The sequence below is a fragment of the Mycobacterium sp. NGS35 genome (assembly GCF_059812855.1).
In genome coordinates this window covers 670,636-687,129 of the sequence record NZ_JCALDL010000001.1, presented here as the reverse complement: position 1 = coordinate 687,129, position 16,494 = coordinate 670,636, and the positions used below count along the sequence as shown (strand labels likewise).

22 protein-coding genes and 1 pseudogene are annotated in these 16,494 nt (G+C 67.5%); 19 read left to right on the top strand and 4 right to left on the bottom strand.

What is annotated here, in order from left to right:
* The first annotated feature begins 21 nt into the window (after nucleotides 1-21).
* From AC5Y4C_RS03485 to AC5Y4C_RS03465, 5 genes are read left to right on the top strand one after another with little or no spacing between them, the layout of a single operon-like run.
* Complete coding sequence (locus AC5Y4C_RS03485; RefSeq protein WP_499963468.1) at nucleotides 22-471, top strand: hypothetical protein; 450 nt, start codon at nucleotides 22-24, stop codon at nucleotides 469-471.
* The gene (gene mce1N / locus AC5Y4C_RS03480) at nucleotides 464-961 is read left to right on the top strand and encodes a transport-regulating membrane protein Mce1N (protein ID WP_499905797.1); all 498 of its coding nucleotides are present in this window, start codon (nucleotides 464-466) and stop codon (nucleotides 959-961) included. Before AC5Y4C_RS03485 ends, mce1N begins: the two co-directional genes overlap by 8 nt.
* Complete coding sequence (locus AC5Y4C_RS03475; protein ID WP_499963467.1) at nucleotides 958-1,227, top strand: hypothetical protein; 270 nt, start codon at nucleotides 958-960, stop codon at nucleotides 1,225-1,227. The genes mce1N and AC5Y4C_RS03475 overlap by 4 nt, the downstream gene beginning before the upstream one ends.
* Entirely contained in the window at nucleotides 1,224-2,090 is an 867-nt protein-coding gene (locus AC5Y4C_RS03470; protein ID WP_499963465.1) for an oxygenase MpaB family protein, read from the top strand. The genes AC5Y4C_RS03475 and AC5Y4C_RS03470 overlap by 4 nt, the downstream gene beginning before the upstream one ends.
* On the top strand, nucleotides 2,068-2,670 hold the full coding sequence (locus tag AC5Y4C_RS03465; RefSeq protein WP_499963463.1) for a TetR/AcrR family transcriptional regulator: 603 nt from the start codon (nucleotides 2,068-2,070) through the stop codon (nucleotides 2,668-2,670). The genes AC5Y4C_RS03470 and AC5Y4C_RS03465 overlap by 23 nt, the downstream gene beginning before the upstream one ends.
* Before the next feature lie 70 nt (nucleotides 2,671-2,740).
* Here AC5Y4C_RS03465 and AC5Y4C_RS03460 read toward each other — a convergent pair whose 3' ends face one another.
* On the bottom strand, nucleotides 2,741-3,124 hold the full coding sequence (locus tag AC5Y4C_RS03460) for a nitroreductase family deazaflavin-dependent oxidoreductase (protein ID WP_499963461.1): 384 nt from the start codon (nucleotides 3,122-3,124) through the stop codon (nucleotides 2,741-2,743).
* The gene (locus AC5Y4C_RS03455; protein ID WP_499906343.1) at nucleotides 3,121-3,507 is read right to left on the bottom strand and encodes a nitroreductase family deazaflavin-dependent oxidoreductase; all 387 of its coding nucleotides are present in this window, start codon (nucleotides 3,505-3,507) and stop codon (nucleotides 3,121-3,123) included. The genes AC5Y4C_RS03460 and AC5Y4C_RS03455 overlap by 4 nt, the downstream gene beginning before the upstream one ends.
* Nucleotides 3,508-3,529: 22 nt before the next feature.
* Between AC5Y4C_RS03455 and AC5Y4C_RS03450 the strand changes: the two are divergent.
* The 9 genes and pseudogenes from AC5Y4C_RS03450 to AC5Y4C_RS03410 form a co-directional block, all read left to right on the top strand.
* Nucleotides 3,530-3,670 (top strand): annotated as a pseudogene (locus AC5Y4C_RS03450) (nitroreductase family deazaflavin-dependent oxidoreductase); the annotation flags it as partial.
* Between the two features lie 114 nt (nucleotides 3,671-3,784).
* Nucleotides 3,785-4,339: a hypothetical protein gene (locus AC5Y4C_RS03445; protein WP_499963459.1), complete on the top strand. Its 555-nt coding sequence runs from the start codon at nucleotides 3,785-3,787 to the stop codon at nucleotides 4,337-4,339.
* A gap of 52 nt (nucleotides 4,340-4,391) precedes the next feature.
* Complete coding sequence (gene hemL, locus AC5Y4C_RS03440; protein WP_499963458.1) at nucleotides 4,392-5,735, top strand: glutamate-1-semialdehyde 2,1-aminomutase; 1,344 nt, start codon at nucleotides 4,392-4,394, stop codon at nucleotides 5,733-5,735.
* Nucleotides 5,735-6,343, top strand: coding sequence for a histidine phosphatase family protein (locus AC5Y4C_RS03435; protein WP_499963457.1), 609 nt, complete (start codon nucleotides 5,735-5,737; stop codon nucleotides 6,341-6,343). The genes hemL and AC5Y4C_RS03435 overlap by 1 nt, the downstream gene beginning before the upstream one ends.
* Nucleotides 6,340-6,948 (top strand): TlpA disulfide reductase family protein, encoded by a 609-nt coding sequence (locus tag AC5Y4C_RS03430; protein WP_499905823.1) that lies wholly within the window; start codon nucleotides 6,340-6,342, stop codon nucleotides 6,946-6,948. Before AC5Y4C_RS03435 ends, AC5Y4C_RS03430 begins: the two co-directional genes overlap by 4 nt.
* A complete protein-coding gene (locus AC5Y4C_RS03425; RefSeq protein WP_499905825.1) occupies nucleotides 6,945-7,715 on the top strand; it encodes a cytochrome c biogenesis CcdA family protein in 771 nt (256 codons plus the stop codon). The genes AC5Y4C_RS03430 and AC5Y4C_RS03425 overlap by 4 nt, the downstream gene beginning before the upstream one ends.
* Complete coding sequence (gene resB, locus AC5Y4C_RS03420) at nucleotides 7,712-9,331, top strand: cytochrome c biogenesis protein ResB (protein WP_499963455.1); 1,620 nt, start codon at nucleotides 7,712-7,714, stop codon at nucleotides 9,329-9,331. Before AC5Y4C_RS03425 ends, resB begins: the two co-directional genes overlap by 4 nt.
* Nucleotides 9,328-10,299 (top strand): c-type cytochrome biogenesis protein CcsB, encoded by a 972-nt coding sequence (gene ccsB / locus AC5Y4C_RS03415; protein ID WP_499963453.1) that lies wholly within the window; start codon nucleotides 9,328-9,330, stop codon nucleotides 10,297-10,299. The genes resB and ccsB overlap by 4 nt, the downstream gene beginning before the upstream one ends.
* A 51-nt stretch (nucleotides 10,300-10,350) precedes the next feature.
* Nucleotides 10,351-11,472, top strand: coding sequence for a MinD/ParA family ATP-binding protein (locus AC5Y4C_RS03410; RefSeq protein ID WP_499963451.1), 1,122 nt, complete (start codon nucleotides 10,351-10,353; stop codon nucleotides 11,470-11,472).
* Here the strand turns inward: AC5Y4C_RS03410 and AC5Y4C_RS03405 are convergent.
* Nucleotides 11,469-11,642: a hypothetical protein gene (locus tag AC5Y4C_RS03405; protein WP_499906345.1), complete on the bottom strand. Its 174-nt coding sequence runs from the start codon at nucleotides 11,640-11,642 to the stop codon at nucleotides 11,469-11,471. The genes AC5Y4C_RS03410 and AC5Y4C_RS03405 overlap by 4 nt on opposite strands.
* 59 nt (nucleotides 11,643-11,701) lie before the next feature.
* Between AC5Y4C_RS03405 and AC5Y4C_RS03400 the strand changes: the two genes are divergently transcribed.
* The 5 genes from AC5Y4C_RS03400 (at nucleotide 11,702) to AC5Y4C_RS03380 (ending at nucleotide 15,602) form a co-directional block, all read left to right on the top strand.
* Nucleotides 11,702-11,923 (top strand): hypothetical protein, encoded by a 222-nt coding sequence (locus AC5Y4C_RS03400; RefSeq protein ID WP_499963502.1) that lies wholly within the window; start codon nucleotides 11,702-11,704, stop codon nucleotides 11,921-11,923.
* Nucleotides 11,866-12,144, top strand: a complete 279-nt coding sequence (locus tag AC5Y4C_RS03395; protein ID WP_499963500.1) for a DUF4229 domain-containing protein — start codon at nucleotides 11,866-11,868, stop codon at nucleotides 12,142-12,144. The genes AC5Y4C_RS03400 and AC5Y4C_RS03395 overlap by 58 nt, the downstream gene beginning before the upstream one ends.
* A 16-nt stretch (nucleotides 12,145-12,160) precedes the next feature.
* Nucleotides 12,161-13,309 carry a BTAD domain-containing putative transcriptional regulator gene (locus AC5Y4C_RS03390; RefSeq protein ID WP_499963449.1) on the top strand — a complete coding sequence of 383 codons (1,149 nt, stop codon included), beginning with the start codon at nucleotides 12,161-12,163 and terminating at the stop codon, nucleotides 13,307-13,309.
* Nucleotides 13,310-13,400: 91 nt separating this feature from the next.
* Nucleotides 13,401-15,197, top strand: a complete 1,797-nt coding sequence (locus AC5Y4C_RS03385) for a serine/threonine-protein kinase (RefSeq protein ID WP_499905840.1) — start codon at nucleotides 13,401-13,403, stop codon at nucleotides 15,195-15,197.
* A gap of 69 nt (nucleotides 15,198-15,266) precedes the next feature.
* Entirely contained in the window at nucleotides 15,267-15,602 is a 336-nt protein-coding gene (locus AC5Y4C_RS03380) for an ester cyclase (RefSeq protein WP_499905842.1), read from the top strand.
* On the opposite strand, the gene AC5Y4C_RS03375 is transcribed toward AC5Y4C_RS03380, so the two are convergent.
* On the bottom strand, nucleotides 15,603-16,484 hold the full coding sequence (locus tag AC5Y4C_RS03375) for a 1,4-dihydroxy-2-naphthoate polyprenyltransferase (protein ID WP_499963447.1): 882 nt from the start codon (nucleotides 16,482-16,484) through the stop codon (nucleotides 15,603-15,605).
* Nucleotides 16,485-16,494: the final 10 nt, after the last annotated feature.

Here is a 16,494-nt window from a genome sequence, read left to right as displayed (position 1 = left end):
AGTCGATAAAGTGGTTCGATCATGACCTCAGCCAGTTCGCGCCCCGTGTCGGTCCAGATCGCGATCTGGGCGTGGGTGGTTGCGGCGATTTGGCTGGTGCTCAGCGGACTGCTGGCCGTGACTGCCGACTACGGTCGGCTCGTCGGCAGCTTTCCCACTGCCAGCCTGTCGGAGGACCAGGTCCGCTCGATGGCGTTCGTCTTCCGTGGATTCGGTGTGTTGTTCATCCTCGCCGGAGCGTTACTCGCTTTCCTAGTCGGTCGAACGCGCAAGGGCGACAAGCGGTTTCGAAGAGCATGCGTCGCGCTGTCGTACGGCATCGTGCTGCTGCTGGTGTTGTGTGCGCTGCTGCTCGGCATCGTGATGCCGCTGCCGGCGGCGATCGCGTTGCTCGTCGCGGCGGTGGCGGCCAGCCGCGACTCCGCGACCACGTGGTTCGACGCCGTGGATGCAGAGGCACAGGGTGACTGACGGCTCGCCGTCGGCGCCGCTGTTCCGTGAGGTGGGCGCCAGCTGGTGGTGGTTGCTGGCCGGGCCGCTGGCGGCGGCGATCATGCTGGCCATCGAGGTCAACGCGGGAATCGGTCCGCAGCTGATCATCCCGGCGTTCTTCCTCGTGATGGTGTCAGGGTTCCTCGCCATCCAGATCAAGGCCGCGCGAATCCACACCTCGGTCGAGCTCACCCGCGAGACCCTGCGCCAGGGCACCGAGACCATCGACGTCAGCGCGATCGTGCGGGTTTTCCCCGAGGCCGACAAAGAGGCGGATCCGCCGAAATGGCAGTCGGCCCGCGCGCTGGGCGAACTGACAGGGGTGCCTCGCGGCCGCTTCGGCATCGGGCTCAAACTCACCGAGGACCGCACGGTGCAGGCGTGGGCGCGCCGGCATCGCGAACTGCGAGCTGCGCTGATCGAACTCGTGCAGGAGCGCAGCGCCGAGAACCCCGGCGCCGCCACGTGAAGCGCGCCATCGTCGAGCTCGTGCTGGCCGCCGCCTTGGCGGCCGGCTGTGTGCTCAGCTGGCTCGGGGCCCAATCGACCGTCGTGGTTTCGCCGGTTGCCGACGGCGAGCCCGCCACCAGTTCGGTCGCGTACTACCCGCCGCTGCTGGTTCTGGCGTTCATGCTCGGCACCGCCGCCGGTGCACTCGCGGTCGTCGGCATCGCCCGGCTCCGGCGCCACCGCCAGTTGTTACAGAGTGCAGTGTCTGTAACATCGTCTCCATGACTGAGCTCGCGCAGACCACGCCCGGCACCGACGACGCGTTGCCGCTGGGCCCGCAGTCGCTGGTGTGGCGGTATTTCGGCGACAACCGGATGTTGCTGATCGGCCCCCGCCCGGCCGTGCTGCAGAACATGCTGGCCGAACTCGGCCAGGGCGTTCTCGACCACTCGGTGTTCTTCTCCGACACCGCCGCCCGCGTCAAGCGCTCGCTGCCGCCGATCTTCAACACCGTGTACGGCTCGGACGCAGACAACCCAGGCCACCAGGTCCGCGACTTCCACCACCAGATCAAGGGCGAGATGCCCGACGGCGGCCGCTATCACGCGCTGGACCCGGAAACCTATTTCTGGGCGCACGCCACCTTCGTCGAGCAGGTGCTCTACTTCGCCGACACCTTCGTCAAGCGGCTCAGCCGCGCCGAGAAGGAACAGATCTATCTGGAGTCCAAGACCTGGTACCGCCGCTACGGCGTCAGCGACCGAGTGATGCCCACCGATTACGCTGCATTCGAACAGTATTGGGACACAATGCTCGACAAGGTCGTGGTCGCTCATCCCACCGCGAAATACGGCGTCGGCTACGTCACCAAGGGTTTTCCGTGCCCGAAAGGTGTTCCGCCGCTGGTATGGCGGATAGCGGCGCCGCTGTTCAATCCGGTGGCGGCCTTCTTGACGACGGGCGGTCTGCCGCCGCGGGCACGGGTTCTGCTGGGTCTGCCGTGGACTGACCGTCAAGAACGGCGCTATCAGCGGTTCGCCGCGCTGTGCCGGTCGAGGCCGGTCAACTGGCTGTGGGACCGCTTGCCGATGCGGTTGCGATACAACAAGTTTGCGCGGTCCGGATATGCCAGAGCAGCAGCTGGCTGACCCCGTCACCACCGCGATCCTGGACGCGGCAATGGTGGAATTCGAGCGCCACGGGTTCCGCCGGGTGGCGCTCGACGACGTCGCCCGGCGCGCCGGCGTGAGCCGCATGACGATCTACCGGCGCTTCACCAACCGTGACCAACTCGTTCTCGCGGTCATCGACCGCGAGAACGCCGCGCTCTTCGCCGACATCGCTCAGCAGCTGAAAAGCCGTGGGCCGCAGAGTAATTACTATGTGGAAGCGTTCACCTCGGCGATCCTGCAGCTGCGCCGGCATCGGGTGCTGAATCGGATGATCACTGACGAGCCTGCGCTCACGCTGGCGCTGGCCCACCAGCACTGGCCCGCGGCGGTCGAGCGGATGGCCGAGGCGCTGCGAGTCATCTTCCCGGCCGGGTTCGCCGAGCGGATCGGCGATCAGGCCGTCGGCGAGCTCGCGGACGTCATCCTGCGCTACGCGCTGATGGCGCTGCTGTTGCCGTCGTCGACACCGCTGGAGACGGCCGACGACATCAAAGCATTCGCCGCCGCCCATTTCCTGCCGAGTCTGCCCGCCGCGCTGCGCGCCGTTCCGGCGTAGCGGTCGGCGCCGGAGCGGATCACCAACGTGCGTCCACGGCGGCGACACGCCGAGGCGCCTCGCCAGGAGTTCACGCTCGGGTCAGCAGCAGCGTCGACTTGATGCCCGTCGCCTTCATGATCTGCCGCCAGGGCGGCTTGACCGACTCCACCGCTTCGGCGGTCGGCACAATTCGGGGATTCGTCACCCGAAACGTCTTGCCGTTCAACATCACTCGAGCGCCGTTGGCCGCCTGCACGTTGCGCACCCAGTCGCTGTCGGTTCCGTACGGCAACAGCACGGCGACGCCGTCGTGAGTGCGGAAAACGGACACCGGCGTGCGGTAGGTCTTGCCCGAGCGTCGTCCGACGTGCTCGATGATCGACCACATCGACACCCAGCCGCTGATCGGCCGGACCAGCCGGTTGACCACCTGCCGGTTGAACCGGGCCCGCCGGCGCGCGAAATCGCTCATGCGTCATCTTTCTTCAGCAGCACTGCGTACTCGAACGGCAGCCTGGCGAAGATCGGCCGCCACAGGCCCTTCACCGACGGCGCCGCCACAGATTTCGGCATCACCCGAGGATCGGTCACGGTGAACGTCTTGCCGTGGCGCTGCATTCGGCCCCGGCCGGCAGATGTCAAGTTCTTCAGCCAGTCGCGGTCGGGCCCGTAGGTCAGCACTATCGCGACACCGTCGTGGGTGCTGAACACGTTCAGCGGCGTGCGGTAGACCCTGCCCGACCGCCGGCCGACGTGTTCGAGGATGCCCATCGCCGGCAGCCAGCCCGCCCACAGCCGCTGAATCGGGTTTGTGACGCGGCGATTGAACCGGGCAAGCCATTGCGGCAGTTGCATGGTGACCATCAAACTCGTGGGCATGGCCTACCTCAAGCCGCCGTGGTTCACTGCCAAGATCTTCAACCGGCTCGCGATGGCCAGCGGCATGGCGAACACGGAAACGCTGACGGTGACGAAGCGGAGCACCAAGGAACCGCAGAAAGTGCCTGTCCATCCCGTCTTCGCGCTCACTCCGGCGAGGACCTAAGTCACTAGATCTCGCATTCGACGAGCGGGACCGCCTGCGTCGCTTACAGTCGGTTTTCGGCAATTTCGCGAACGCAGGGGGACATCGATGTCGACCCGTACGAAGTGGGCGGGAATCGCGGCTGCGGTTTCTGCGGGGGTGATCGCCAGTGTCGTGGCCGCGGTGGCGCCGGAGGGCGCGCCGGTGGTCTCGTCGCCCACGGCGGCAGCCACCGCTACGCCATGGGTGCCGCGGCCGATCTTCGGGCCGAAGCCCGTACCCCAGCCTCGTTCGGCTATCGGGCAGACGCAGAAGCCACGCCCGGCCGAGAACAGCACCGACTGGGGTAGCAAGGCCAACGCACCGTTCCAGGCGATCCAGCAGGCGCTGGGCAGCCTGGGCGACGCGCTGAACGCTTCGGACATCGGTGCCACGCAGTCCGCATGCCGCCAGCTGAGCAGCGCCGGCGCCCGGTTCGCGGCAACCCTGCCCGCCCCGAAGCAGGCGCTCACCGACGAGGCGCAGGCCGCGGTCAGTGAGATCAACGCCGCGTCGCAAGCCTGTCTGGCCGATTCGCCCGACATCGACGCGCTCGTCACGCACGCGAACGCCGCCAACGACCATCTGACGGCCGTGGCGAAGATTTCGTCCGGCAGCGGCTAGAGGTCCTACACCCTGTAGTCAGCGCCTGGCCTGCAGCTGGGACACTGGTTCCATGTGCAGCGCTGAGCAGGTCCGCTTCGACGACGGCGCCGCACGCACCGCTGTTTCCGCCCGTCTGTTCGCCCAAGCCTGCGACGTGATCCCGGGCGGCGTGAACTCGCCGGTGCGGGCTTTCAAATCGGTTGGGGGCACGCCGCGGTTCATCACGTCGGCCCGCGGCTATTGGCTCGTCGACGCCGACCGCAACCGCTACGTCGATCTCGTCTGCTCGTGGGGCCCGATGATCCTCGGCCACGCCCACCCAGCCGTCGTCGAGGCCGTGCAGCGCGCCGCCTCCACCGGCTTGAGCTTCGGTGCGCCCACACCCGCGGAGACCGAGCTCGCCGCGGAGATCAGCCGCCGCGTGCCACCGGCCGAGCGGGTCCGGCTGGTCAACTCCGGCACCGAGGCCACCATGAGCGCGGTGCGGCTGGCCCGCGGGTTCACCGGCCGGCCCAAGATCGTCAAATTCGCCGGCTGCTACCACGGCCACGTCGACGCGCTTCTTGCCGACGCCGGTTCCGGGGTGGCGACGCTGGGCCTGCCGTCGACGCCAGGGGTCACCGGTGCGACGGCCGCGGACACGATCGTGCTGCCGTACAACGACGTGGCCGCGGTGGAGCAGGCCTTCGACCGGTTCGGCACCGAGATCGCGGCCATCATCACCGAAGCCTGCCCCGGCAACATGGGCACGGTCGCGCCGGAGCCGGGCTACAACGAGGCGTTGCGCCGCATCACCCGACAGGCCGGGGCGCTGCTGATCAGCGACGAGGTGATGACCGGCTTCCGGGTGAGCCCGTCGGGCTGGTACGGGCTGGAGCCGGTGCAGGCAGATCTGTACACCTTCGGCAAGGTGATGAGCGGTGGGCTGCCGGCCGCGGCGTTCGGGGGGCGCGCCGAGGTGATGGAGCGGTTGGCGCCGCTGGGCCCGGTGTACCAAGCCGGCACCTTGTCCGGAAACCCGGTCGCGGTGGCAGCCGGGCTGGCGACGCTGCGCGCCGCCGACGAATCCGTGTACCGCAATCTGGACTACAACGCCGAGCGACTGGCGGAGCTACTGCATGATTCCCTCGCGGAAGCCGGTGTGCCGCACGCCATTCCGCGTGCCGGGAACTTCCTGTCGGTGTTCTTCGGTGACCGTCCGGTCAACGACTTCGCCTCGGCCAAGGCCAGTCAGACGTGGCGATATCCGGCGTTCTTTCATGCGCTGCTCGACGGCGGCGTCTACGCGCCCCCGAGCCCATTCGAAACCTGGTTCGTCTCAGCGGTTCTCGACGAAGAGGCGTTCTACCGCATCGAGGCTGCGCTGCCCGCGGCCGCCCGGGCCGCGGCGAGAGCCCCACGACCGGAGGCGTGATGGCAGAGACCACGACCGTGCACGTGATGCGACATGGCGAAGTGCACAATCCCGACAAGATCCTGTACGGCCGGCTGGACGGCTACAGACTTTCCGAACGGGGTCGCGCGCAGGCCCAGGCGGTGGCCGACGCGCTGGCCGACAACGACATCGTCTTGGTAGTGGCCTCGCCGCTGCAGCGGGCGCAGGAGACGGCCGAGCCGATCGCTGCCCGCCACGGGTTGGACGTGGTGACTGACCCAGACTTGATCGAGTCAGTGAACGTGTTCGAGGGACAACGTGTTTCACCTGGCGACGGCGCGCTGCGGGATCCGCGCAATTGGCGTTATCTGGTCAACCCGTTCCGGCCGTCGTGGGGAGAGCCGTACAAGGAGATCGCCGCGCGCATGCGCACCGCGATCGAGAAGGCGCGCGCGAAAGCAGCCGGGCACGAGGCCGTAGTGGTCAGCCATCAACTGCCGGTGTGGACGCTGCGGCGGCATCTGGAAAACAGGCGGCTGTGGCATGACCCGCGCAAGCGCCAGTGTGATCTGGCGTCGTTGACGTCATTGGTGTTCGACGGCGAGAATTTCATTCGCGCGAACTACTGGGAACCGGCCGCGGAATGACTGGGCGTCGGCTGATTGCTTCGCTGGCGGCTGTGGCGGCACTGTCGACCGCCTGCTCCACCGGTGACGACGCCGTCGCCCAGGGCGGCACGTTCCAGTTCGTCGCGCCGGGTGGCCAAACCGATATCTTCTACGACCCGCCCGACACCCGCCGTCGCCCGGGCGACCTAGCTGGGCCAAGCTTGATGGACCCCGCAAAGACGGTCGGGCTCAACGACTTCGGCGGTCAGGTGGTCGTCGTCAACATCTGGGGACAGTGGTGCGGCCCCTGCCGCGCCGAAACTGCGGAACTGCAGAAGGTCTACGACGCCACCCGGCGTGACGGCGTGGCGTTTCTGGGTATCGACGTGCGCGACAGCAACCGTGACGCCGCAAAGGATTTCGTCGTCGACCGCAAGATCGGCTATCCGTCCATCTACGACCCGGCGATGCGCACGATGATCGCGTTCGGTGGCAAGTTCCCCACCACCGTGATCCCGTCCACCCTGGTGCTGGACCGCCAGCACCGAGTCGCAGCGGTGTTCCTGCGTGAGTTGCTTGCCGAGGACTTGCTGCCGGTGGTGCAGCGGCTGGCGGCTGAGCAACCGAAACCGGGAGTGCAGTGACGGGTTTCGCTCATCTCGCCGCCGCCGGGCCACTGCTCGTCGCGGTCGGGGTAGCCGCGCTGGCGGGTCTGGTGTCGTTCGCGTCGCCGTGTGTGGTGCCGCTGGTGCCGGGCTATCTGTCGTATCTCGCCGCGGTCGTCGGCGAAGAGCAGGCGCACGGAAACGTCGCCGTCAGGACCGCCCGCTGGCGAGTGGCCGGCTCGGCGGTCTTGTTCGTGGCCGGCTTCACCACGGTGTTTGTGCTGGGCACGGTCGCGGTGCTCGGGATGACCACGACACTGATCACCAATCAGCTTCTGCTGCAACGCATCGGCGGCGTCCTGACGATCGTGATGGGGCTGGTGTTCATCGGGTTCATTCCCGCGTTGCAGCGCCAAGCCAGGTTCACGCCGCGCCGCCTGTCGACTGTGGCGGGTGCCCCGTTGCTCGGTGCGGTGTTCGCGCTGGGCTGGACGCCGTGTCTGGGTCCGACGCTGACCGGGGTGGTCGCGGTCGCGTCGGCCACCGACGGGGCCAGCGTCACGCGGGGCGTGCTGCTGGTGGTGGCGTACTGTCTGGGTCTCGGAATTCCGTTCGTGGTATTGGCATTCGGGTCGGCGTGGGCTGTGCGCGGGCTCGGCTGGCTGCGCCGGCACACCCGCGCGATCCAGATCTTCGGCGGAGCACTGCTGATCGCGGTGGGCCTGGCACTGGTCACCGGAGTCTGGAACGACTTCATTGCCTGGGTGCGCGACGCGTTCGTCACAGACGTGAGGCTGCCGATATGAGGCGCGCTATCGCATGGGCCCGCAACACCTGGCGGGCGCTGACGTCGATGGGCACCGCGCTTGTGCTCTTGTTCCTGCTTGCTCTGGGCGCCGTGCCCGGTGCTCTGCTGCCGCAACGAAACCTCAATCAGACCAAGGTTATCCAGTACATCGACGAGCATCCGACGATCGGACCGTGGCTTGACCGGCTGCAGGCATTCGACGTGTTCTCGAGCTTCTGGTTCACCGCCATCTACGTCCTGTTGTTCGTGTCGCTGGTCGGGTGCCTGGCACCGCGGATGGTCGACCACGTCAAGAGCTTGCGCGCCACTCCGGTTGCCGCGCCGCGCAACCTTTCTCGGCTGCCCAAGCATGCCGAGCGCCGGCTCGAGGCGGAACCGGAAGCGCTTGCCGCCGAGATCGACGACCGCCTCGGCGGGTGGCGCCGTGTCATCCGCCGCAGCGACGACGTCGTCGAAATCTCAGCGGAGAAAGGTTATCTGCGCGAGTTCGGCAACCTGGTGTTCCACTTCTCGCTGCTGGGCTTGCTGGTGGCGGTGGCGGTCGGGAAGCTCTTCGGTTACGAGGGCAATGTCGTGGTGATCGCCGACGGCGGTCCCGGATTCTGCTCCGCATCACCCGCGGCGTTCGACTCGTTTCGTGCCGGCAACACCGTCGACGGCACATCGCTGAACCCGATTTGTCTGCGAGTCAACGATTTTCAAGCACATTATCTGCCATCGGGGCAGGCGACGTCGTTCGCCGCGAACATCGACTATCAAGCCGGCGACGACGTGACCGCCGGCAGGTGGCGGCCGTACCGGCTGGAGGTCAACCACCCGCTGCGCGTCGAGGGCGACCGGATCTACCTGCAAGGCCACGGCTACGCGCCGACGTTCACGGTGACGTTCCGCGACGGGCAGACCCGCACCCAGACCGTGCAGTGGCGCCCTGATGACCCGCGGACGCTGCTCTCGTCGGGCGCGATGCGGTTCGACCCGCCGGGCGGCACCTATCCCGATCCCAATGAACGTCGCAAGCACCAGATCGCGATCCAGGGGTTGTTCGCGCCCACCGAGCAGCTGGACGGCACGCTGCTGTCGTCGAGCTTCCCGACGCTCAACGCCCCGGCCGTGGCCGTCGACGTCTACCGCGGTGACGCCGGTTTGGACACCGGCAAGCCGCAGTCGCTGTTCTCGCTCGACCCGGCGCTGATGCATCAGGGCCGGCTCGCCAAAGTGGCGCGCGTCAATCTGCGGGCCGGCGAGCAGGTGCGGCTCGACGACGGGACCGTGGTGCGATTCGACGGCGCCGTGCCGTTCGTCAACCTCCAGGTCTCCCATGATCCGGGCCAGATCTGGGTGCTCGTGTTCGCGTTGACGATGATGGCCGGTTTGTTGGTGTCGCTGGTGGTCAGGCGGCGACGGATCTGGGTCCGGATCGTTCCGTCAGACATCGTCGGTACCGTGAACGTCGAGCTGGGCGGCTTGGCCCGCACCGACAACTCCGGCTGGGGTGACGAGTTCGAACGGCTGGTCACGCGCCTGCTGCCGGACCGGGCGGCGCCCGAGCCAACGAGAAGCGAAGGCGGATCGCGCATGAATACCGAGCGAGAAGCGAAGGCGGATCGCGCATGAATACCGAGCACGTCGACGTGACGCTGGCGACCTATTCGGACTGGGCCTTCACGTCGTCCACCGTCGTGCTGGTCGGGGCGCTGCTGCTGTTGGCGTTCGAGTTGGCCTACAGCCGCAGCCGCAAGGCCGAGGCGCGGGAGTTGGTCGCGGCCGGCGTCGGCGGCGACGGTTCCGCACCCGGCGTGGCCGACGATCCGGCGCGACCATTCGACGAGCGCGTCGGCGGCGCCGGCCTGGCGCTGGTGTACGTCGGAATCGGCTTGCTGTTCGCCTGCGTGGCGCTGCGCGGGTTCGCCACCATGCGTGCGCCGTGGGGCAACATGTACGAGTTCATCAACCTGACATGCCTGTCCGGGTTGGTGGCCGCCGCGGTTGTGTTGCGACGTCGGCAGTACCGCCCGCTGTGGGTGTTCGTGCTGTTGCCGGTGTTGATCTTGCTGACGATTTCGGGCCGCTGGCTCTACGCCACCGCCGCGCCGGTGATGCCTGCGCTGCAGTCGTATTGGCTGCCGATTCACGTGTCGGTGGTCAGCCTCGGTTCGGGGGTGTTCCTGGTCGCCGGCGTCGCGAGCATCCTGTTCCTGTTGCGGATGAGCAGATTCAGCCAGCCCGATACGGAGGGCCTGTTGGCGCGTGTCGTGCAGAAGCTGCCCGATGCTCAAATCCTTGATCGGATCGCTTACCGCACAACGATTTTCGCGTTTCCGGTGTTCGGCTTCGGGGTGATCTTCGGAGCGATCTGGGCGGAGGAGGCATGGGGTCGCTACTGGGGCTGGGACCCCAAGGAGACGGTGTCGTTCATTGCGTGGGTGGTGTATGCGGCGTACCTGCACGCGCGGTCCACCGCGGGCTGGCGCGACAAGAAGGCGGCGTGGATCAACGTCGTCGGCTTCGTCGCGATGGTGTTCAACCTGTTTTTCATCAATTTGGTGACGGTCGGCCTGCATTCGTACGCGGGAGTCGGCTGATCGCTGCGCTAGTGTCGTGCGCGAAGGAAAGACGAGCTAGGGGGACAGGGCGTGCCTGACGGCTTCGACACCGGCGGCTTTCGCGCACAGCAGCGCTTCGACGAGCCCACCACGGGGCCGGTGCGGGGCAGCAACGGCCGTCACAGTCAGCCGCCGCCGCACTGGGCCACCGCGACTCCGCCCACCGGCTTCCCGCAGCCGGCGCCACCCCCGTATCAACCGCCACCCCCACCGCCCACCTCCGAGGACCTGACCACCACGGAGTTGTTGCGCCCGACGAAGCCGCCGCCGTCGAGCGGCTGGCGAAAATGGTTGTATCTCGCCACCTTCAAGGCGGTGAACCTGGGCGAGAGCCCGAAGGACGCGCACCGCAACAATCTGCTCGCGCAAGTCAATCGGCCGCTGCAGGGCTGCTATCGAATTGCCCTGCTGTCGTTGAAAGGCGGCGTCGGCAAGACCACGATCACCGCGGCGCTAGGTGGCACATTTGCGACGATTCGTGGGGATCGGGTCGTCGCCGTCGACGCCAACCCCGACCGGGGAACGCTCAGCCAGAAGGTGCCGCTGGAGACGCCCGCGACCGTGCGCCACCTGCTGCGTGACGCCGAAGGCATTCAGCGCTACAGCGACGTCCGCCGCTACACGTCGCAAGGGCCGAGCCGCCTGGAAGTGTTGGCCTCCGAGAGCGATCCGGCCGTCTCGGAGGCGTTCAGCTCAGAGGACTACGCCCGCACGCTCGACATTCTCGAACGCTTCTACAGCCTGGTGCTCACCGATTGCGGTACTGGGCTGATGCATTCGGCGATGTCGGCAGTGCTGTCGAAAGCCGACGTTTTGATCGTGATCAGTTCGGGTTCCGTCGACGGTGCCCGCAGCGCGTCAGCGACGCTGGACTGGCTCGACGCGCATGGACATCAGGAGATGGTGCGCAACTCGGTCGCGGTGATCAACGCGGTGCGGCCCCGCTCGGGCAAAGTGGATCTGCAGAAGGTGATCGACCATTTCTCGCGGCGGTGCCGCGCGGTGCGGTTGGTGCCGTTCGACCCTCATCTCGAAGCGGGTGCCGAGATCAGTTTGGATCGGTTGAAGCCGGCGACCCAGCGGGCACTGATCGAACTGGCCGCGGTTGTGGCCGACGGCTTTCCGAGCGGCCGGCCGGAGGGCTTCGCTTAACGCTTGGTCGTGTCGTCGTTGCCCCGGCCGAGCCGCCACAGGAATTCGGGATCGTCGTCCGGGCCGATGACGCGGGTTCGGTGCCGAGGCGCGCGCGCAGCCTGCGCCATCCGCCAACCGACGTAGATGAGGCTGGCCAGGATCAGCAAGATGATGAGCAGGTATACCAGCGTGAACACCTCCTTGGGTCGAATATACGCGCGTGGATAGGCTCGGGCGGTGGACAACGATGAGCCGCTTGCGCGAAGAGCAGAAGGCAGCGATGAGCCGCTTGCGCGAAGAGCAGAAGGCAGCGATGAGCCGCTTGCGCGAAGAGCAGAAGGCAGCGATGAGCCGCTTGCGCGAAGAGCAGAAGGCAACGATGAGGGGTCCGACGGGAGGCCGGGGCCTCGGCTGGTACGTGACGTGGTGCTTTACGCGCTGGCCCGGCTTCTTCTGGTCGCCGGCCTGACCGCGCTGATCTACGGCGTCGCCCGCGTGGCCGGCGTGCACGACTTCCCGCTCTATATCGCGTTGGCGTTCGCGATCGTGATCGCGCTGCCATTGGGCATCTGGTTGTTCACACCGTTGCGGCGCCGGGCCACCGCCAGTATCGCCGCTTTCGACGAACGACGCCGCCGGGACCGAGAGCAGTTGAGAGCTCGGCTTCGTGGCGAAAACCCGCCGGGGTAGCGCAAACTATGAGCCCATGACGCAGACCGGGCTGGGCTTCGGCGTCTTGGGTCCGTTGGAGATGACGGTCGACGGGTCGGCGGTGCCGCTGGGCACGCCGAAGCAACGGGCCGTGCTGGCCATGTTGGTGATCAACCGCAACCGTGCCGTCAGCATCGGATCGTTGGTCACGGCGGCATGGGAGCAGTGGCCGCCGGCCGAGGCGCGGGCAAGCCTGCATTCGTACGTGTCGAATCTGCGTCGGCTGCTGGCCAAAGCGGGCGTCGACCCGCGCGCCGCGTTGGTCAGCGCGCCGCCTGGCTATCGCCTCAACATCGCCGAAACAGCCTGTGACATCGGCAGATTCATCGCCGAGAAGAACAAGGGGGTGCAGGCGGCCGCCGCTGGTGAATTCGATACTGCCAGCAGGCATCTGACGGCTGCGCTCGTCCAGTGGCGCGGCCCCGTGCTCGACGATCTGCGCGACTTCCAGTTCGTCGACGCGTTCGCCGCCGCGCTTACCGAGGACAAGCTGCTCGTCCACACCGCATGGGCCGAAGCCGAAATCGCCTGCGGCCGTGGCTATGCGGTGATCGGTGAGCTCGAAAGCCTGACGGCCGAGCACCCTTACCGCGAGCCGCTGTGGGCGCAATTGATCACCGCCTACTATCTGGCCGAACGGCAGTCCGATGCGCTGGACGCCTACCGGCGGCTCAAAGACACGCTCGCAGAAGACCTCGGGATCGATCCGGGCCCGACGGTGCAGGCGCTCTACGGGCGGATTCTGCGGCAGGAGCCGCTGGACATCAAGCGAACCGCCAGGGCCACCGCGGCGGAGACCGTGGTCAGCATCGACCAGCGCACGGCGGTCAGCGGCGAGCATGCGCTGGCATGCCTGCGCGAGCAGTCAGGGCGCAGTCATCCGCTTCTCGCGGCCGCCACCCGGATCGGTCGGCTCGCCGACAACGACCTAGTGCTCGACGACGCCAGCGTCAGCCGCCACCACGCCGTGATCATCGACACCGGCACCAGCTTCGTGATCACCGACCTTCGATCGGCCAACGGGGTCTACGTGGAAGGGCAACGGGTGCGGGGCAGTACGTCGCTGAACGACGGTGACCGGATCCGGATTTGCGATCACCGCTTCACATTCGAGATCCGTTCCCCTGACGAGCACGCTCAGTAGCCCGGTTTCCCCTGTGAGCCGCGTCCGCAGGCATTAGCGTGTTGCCCTGAGCGGCCCCGTGATGCGGCCCGCGGGAGGGTGAGGAAGACCAATGAGTGACACCGACTCGCGGGTGGGAACCGACTTCGGTCACTATCACTTGAGACGGTTGCTCGGGCGTGGCGGCATGGGCGAGGTGTACGAGGCCGAAGACACTCGTAAGGACCGGACCGTGGCGCTGAAGTTGCTGCCGTCAGCCATGACTCACGACCCGGTGTTCCGCAAACGCCTTCAGCGCGAAGCGCATTCGGCGGGCCGGTTGCAGGAACCGCATGTGGTTCCGATTCACGACTACGGCGAAATCGACGGGGTGCTCTACGTCGACATGCGCTACATCGACGGCACGGACCTGCGCAAGATGCTGGTCCGCTACGGGCCCCTGACGCCGGCGCGTGCGGTGGCCATCATTCGTCAGGTCGCGTCCGCGCTCGACGCCGCCCACGAGAGTGGCATCATGCACCGCGACGTCAAGCCGGAAAACATTCTGATCACTCGGGACGACTTCGCGTATCTGGTGGATTTCGGCATCGCCAACGCCACGACCGACGAGAAGCTCACCGAACTGGGCACCGCGGTGGGGACGTACGCATACATGGCGCCTGAGCGGTTCACCAACTCGGAGGTGACCTACCGCGCCGACATCTACGCGCTGGCATGCGTGTTGCACGAGTGCCTGACGGGGGCGCAGCCGTATCCGGCCGACAGCGTCAGCGTGGTCATCACCGCACACCTGATGCATCCGATTCCCCGGCCCAGCGTGGTGCGCCCCGGCATACCCGCGGCGTTCGACGACGTGATCGCCCGCGGCATGGCGAAAGACCCGAAAGATCGGTATGCCACCGCGGGCGACCTCGCGATGGCGGCGCACGAAGCGCTCGCCAGCCGTGACAAGGACCAAGCCGAGACCATCCTGGCGCGAAGCGGGGCGGCCACCATACCGGCCGCAGTCCCGCCGACAACTCCGGCCGGCTTTGCGACGCCGCCGCCCAGCTTCTCGACGCCGCCGCCTGCGGTGCCGCCGCAGGGCTCGCAGACTCCGCCGCCGACGCCGCCGCCGTTTGCGGCCGCATCGTCTCAGCCGCCGTACCAGCCTCCTCCACCGTCGGGACCGGGCGGCTGGGGACCTGGCGGCTGGGGACCCACCGGTCCCATGGGTCCCGGCGGCCCGCCGGGGGGACCGCCGTGGCAGCCGCCGCCGTCGGGACCGATGCCGTCGGCCCAGCCGCCCCAACGCAACTGGACACCGATCATCCTCGGCATCGTCGCGCTCGTCGTCGTGGTGATCGTCGCCGTGGTGGCCATCCTGCTGATCCCGAAGTTGCTCAAGAGCAACGACGACACCTCGACGACCACTACGACGTCGCCGACCACTACGACCAGTACGAAGACGCGGACCACCAGCCGGACCGCACCGTCGACCACCGGTCAGGGCGGGCCGATCGCCAAGCTGATGACGCTTCTGCCGCCGGGCTACGACCCGGGAACCTGCAAGCCGGTCACTCCCGTCGCGGATGCCTTGGCCACGGTCGACTGTGAACAGAACTCCAAGCCGGGCGGGCCCGCCGTCGCCCGCTATTCGTTGTTCGGTGACCAGGCAAGCCTTGACCGGCATTTCGAGAGCGCGATGAAAGAAGACGAAGAGCTGCTGACGTGCCCCGGCAGCGACACGCCCTCGCCCACCACGTGGCACTACACGTCCACGCCGGACAAGGTCGAGGGCCAGGTGGCGTGCGGCAGATACAAGGGCGACTCGGATGTCATCTGGACCCGCAACGAGGACCTGATGCTGGGCAGTGGTCAGGGACCCGACATGGCTGCGCTACACGACTGGTGGCTGCAATTCGGCTGATCGCCGCGGCCCATCCTGACCCGACGACGCCGACGCGCCGAACCGACGCGGCTCTTTAAGATCGGGTGTATGAGCGCACAATCGTTGTACCAGAGGTGGATCGAGGAATTGTGGTCGGGGAAGCCGGTCGCCGCCGAGTTGGTGTCCGACGACTTCGTGGGCCACTGGCCGGGGCGTGACATCCACGGGCCATCGGAGCTGCAGGCGATCGTGGACGAGACGCGAGAAATGATGCCGGACTTGACGTTCGACATCGAGGTGGGTCCGCTGGTCGACGGTGAGCTGCTGGCTGCGCGATGGGTCGGTCGTGGCGGCGACGGAAGCGTCGCGTTCACCGGCAACGACATCTTGCGGATCGCCGACGGGCGCTTCGTCGAATACTGGACGGGGACGTCGGCCGCCTGATCACGTCGGCGGCGCCGCCAGTGTCAGCGCCAGTGCGACGGCCGCCGACCACACCAGCATCGTGAGCCCGGTGTCGCGCAGCACCGGAATCAATTGGCGTCCACCGCGGCCGCGCCGCACCGGGGCCGCGGCCCGCCACGCCAGCGGCGCAGCGATGAAACCACCCGCAGCCCACGGGGTTGCGGCCGTCAGGCCCAACGTTGCGACAGCCGCGGCACCGAGCAGCACTTGATAGAACACCCGGGTGCGGGCATCGCCGAGCCGCACCGCCAGCGTGACCTTTCCGGTGCGCGCGTCAGTGGGGATGTCGCGCAGGTTGTTGGCGACGAGCACTGCCGACGACAGCGAGCCCGTCGCCATCGCCAGCACCACGCCCACCCAGTCCACGCGAAGCGCCTGCACGTACTGCGTGCCCAATACCGCGACCAACCCGAAGAACACGAACACCGCCAGCTCGCCGAAGCCGCGGTATCCGTACGGCTTTGAGCCGCCCGTATACAGCCAGGCACCCGCGACGCACAGCGCGCCGACCGCGATCAGCCACGGCGCGCTGGTGAGGGCCAGTGCCAGACCTGCGGCTGCGGCGACGGTCAGGCTCACCGCGGCGGCCGCCCGCACCGATCTCGGTGTCGCAAGCCGTGATCCGACCAGTCGCAGCGGTCCCGCGCGCTCGTCGTCGGTGCCGCGGATGCCGTCGGAATAGTCGTTGGCGAAGTTGACCCCGACGGTCATCGCGACCGCCACCAGCAGCGCCAGCAGCGCCTTCCACCACACCGCGGCGTGCAGCCACGCGGCCGCCCCGGTCCCGGCGATCACCGGCGCGACGGCGTTGGGCAACGTACGGGGACGCGCTCCCTCGATCCACTGCGCGACGCTGGCCACAGCGTCGATA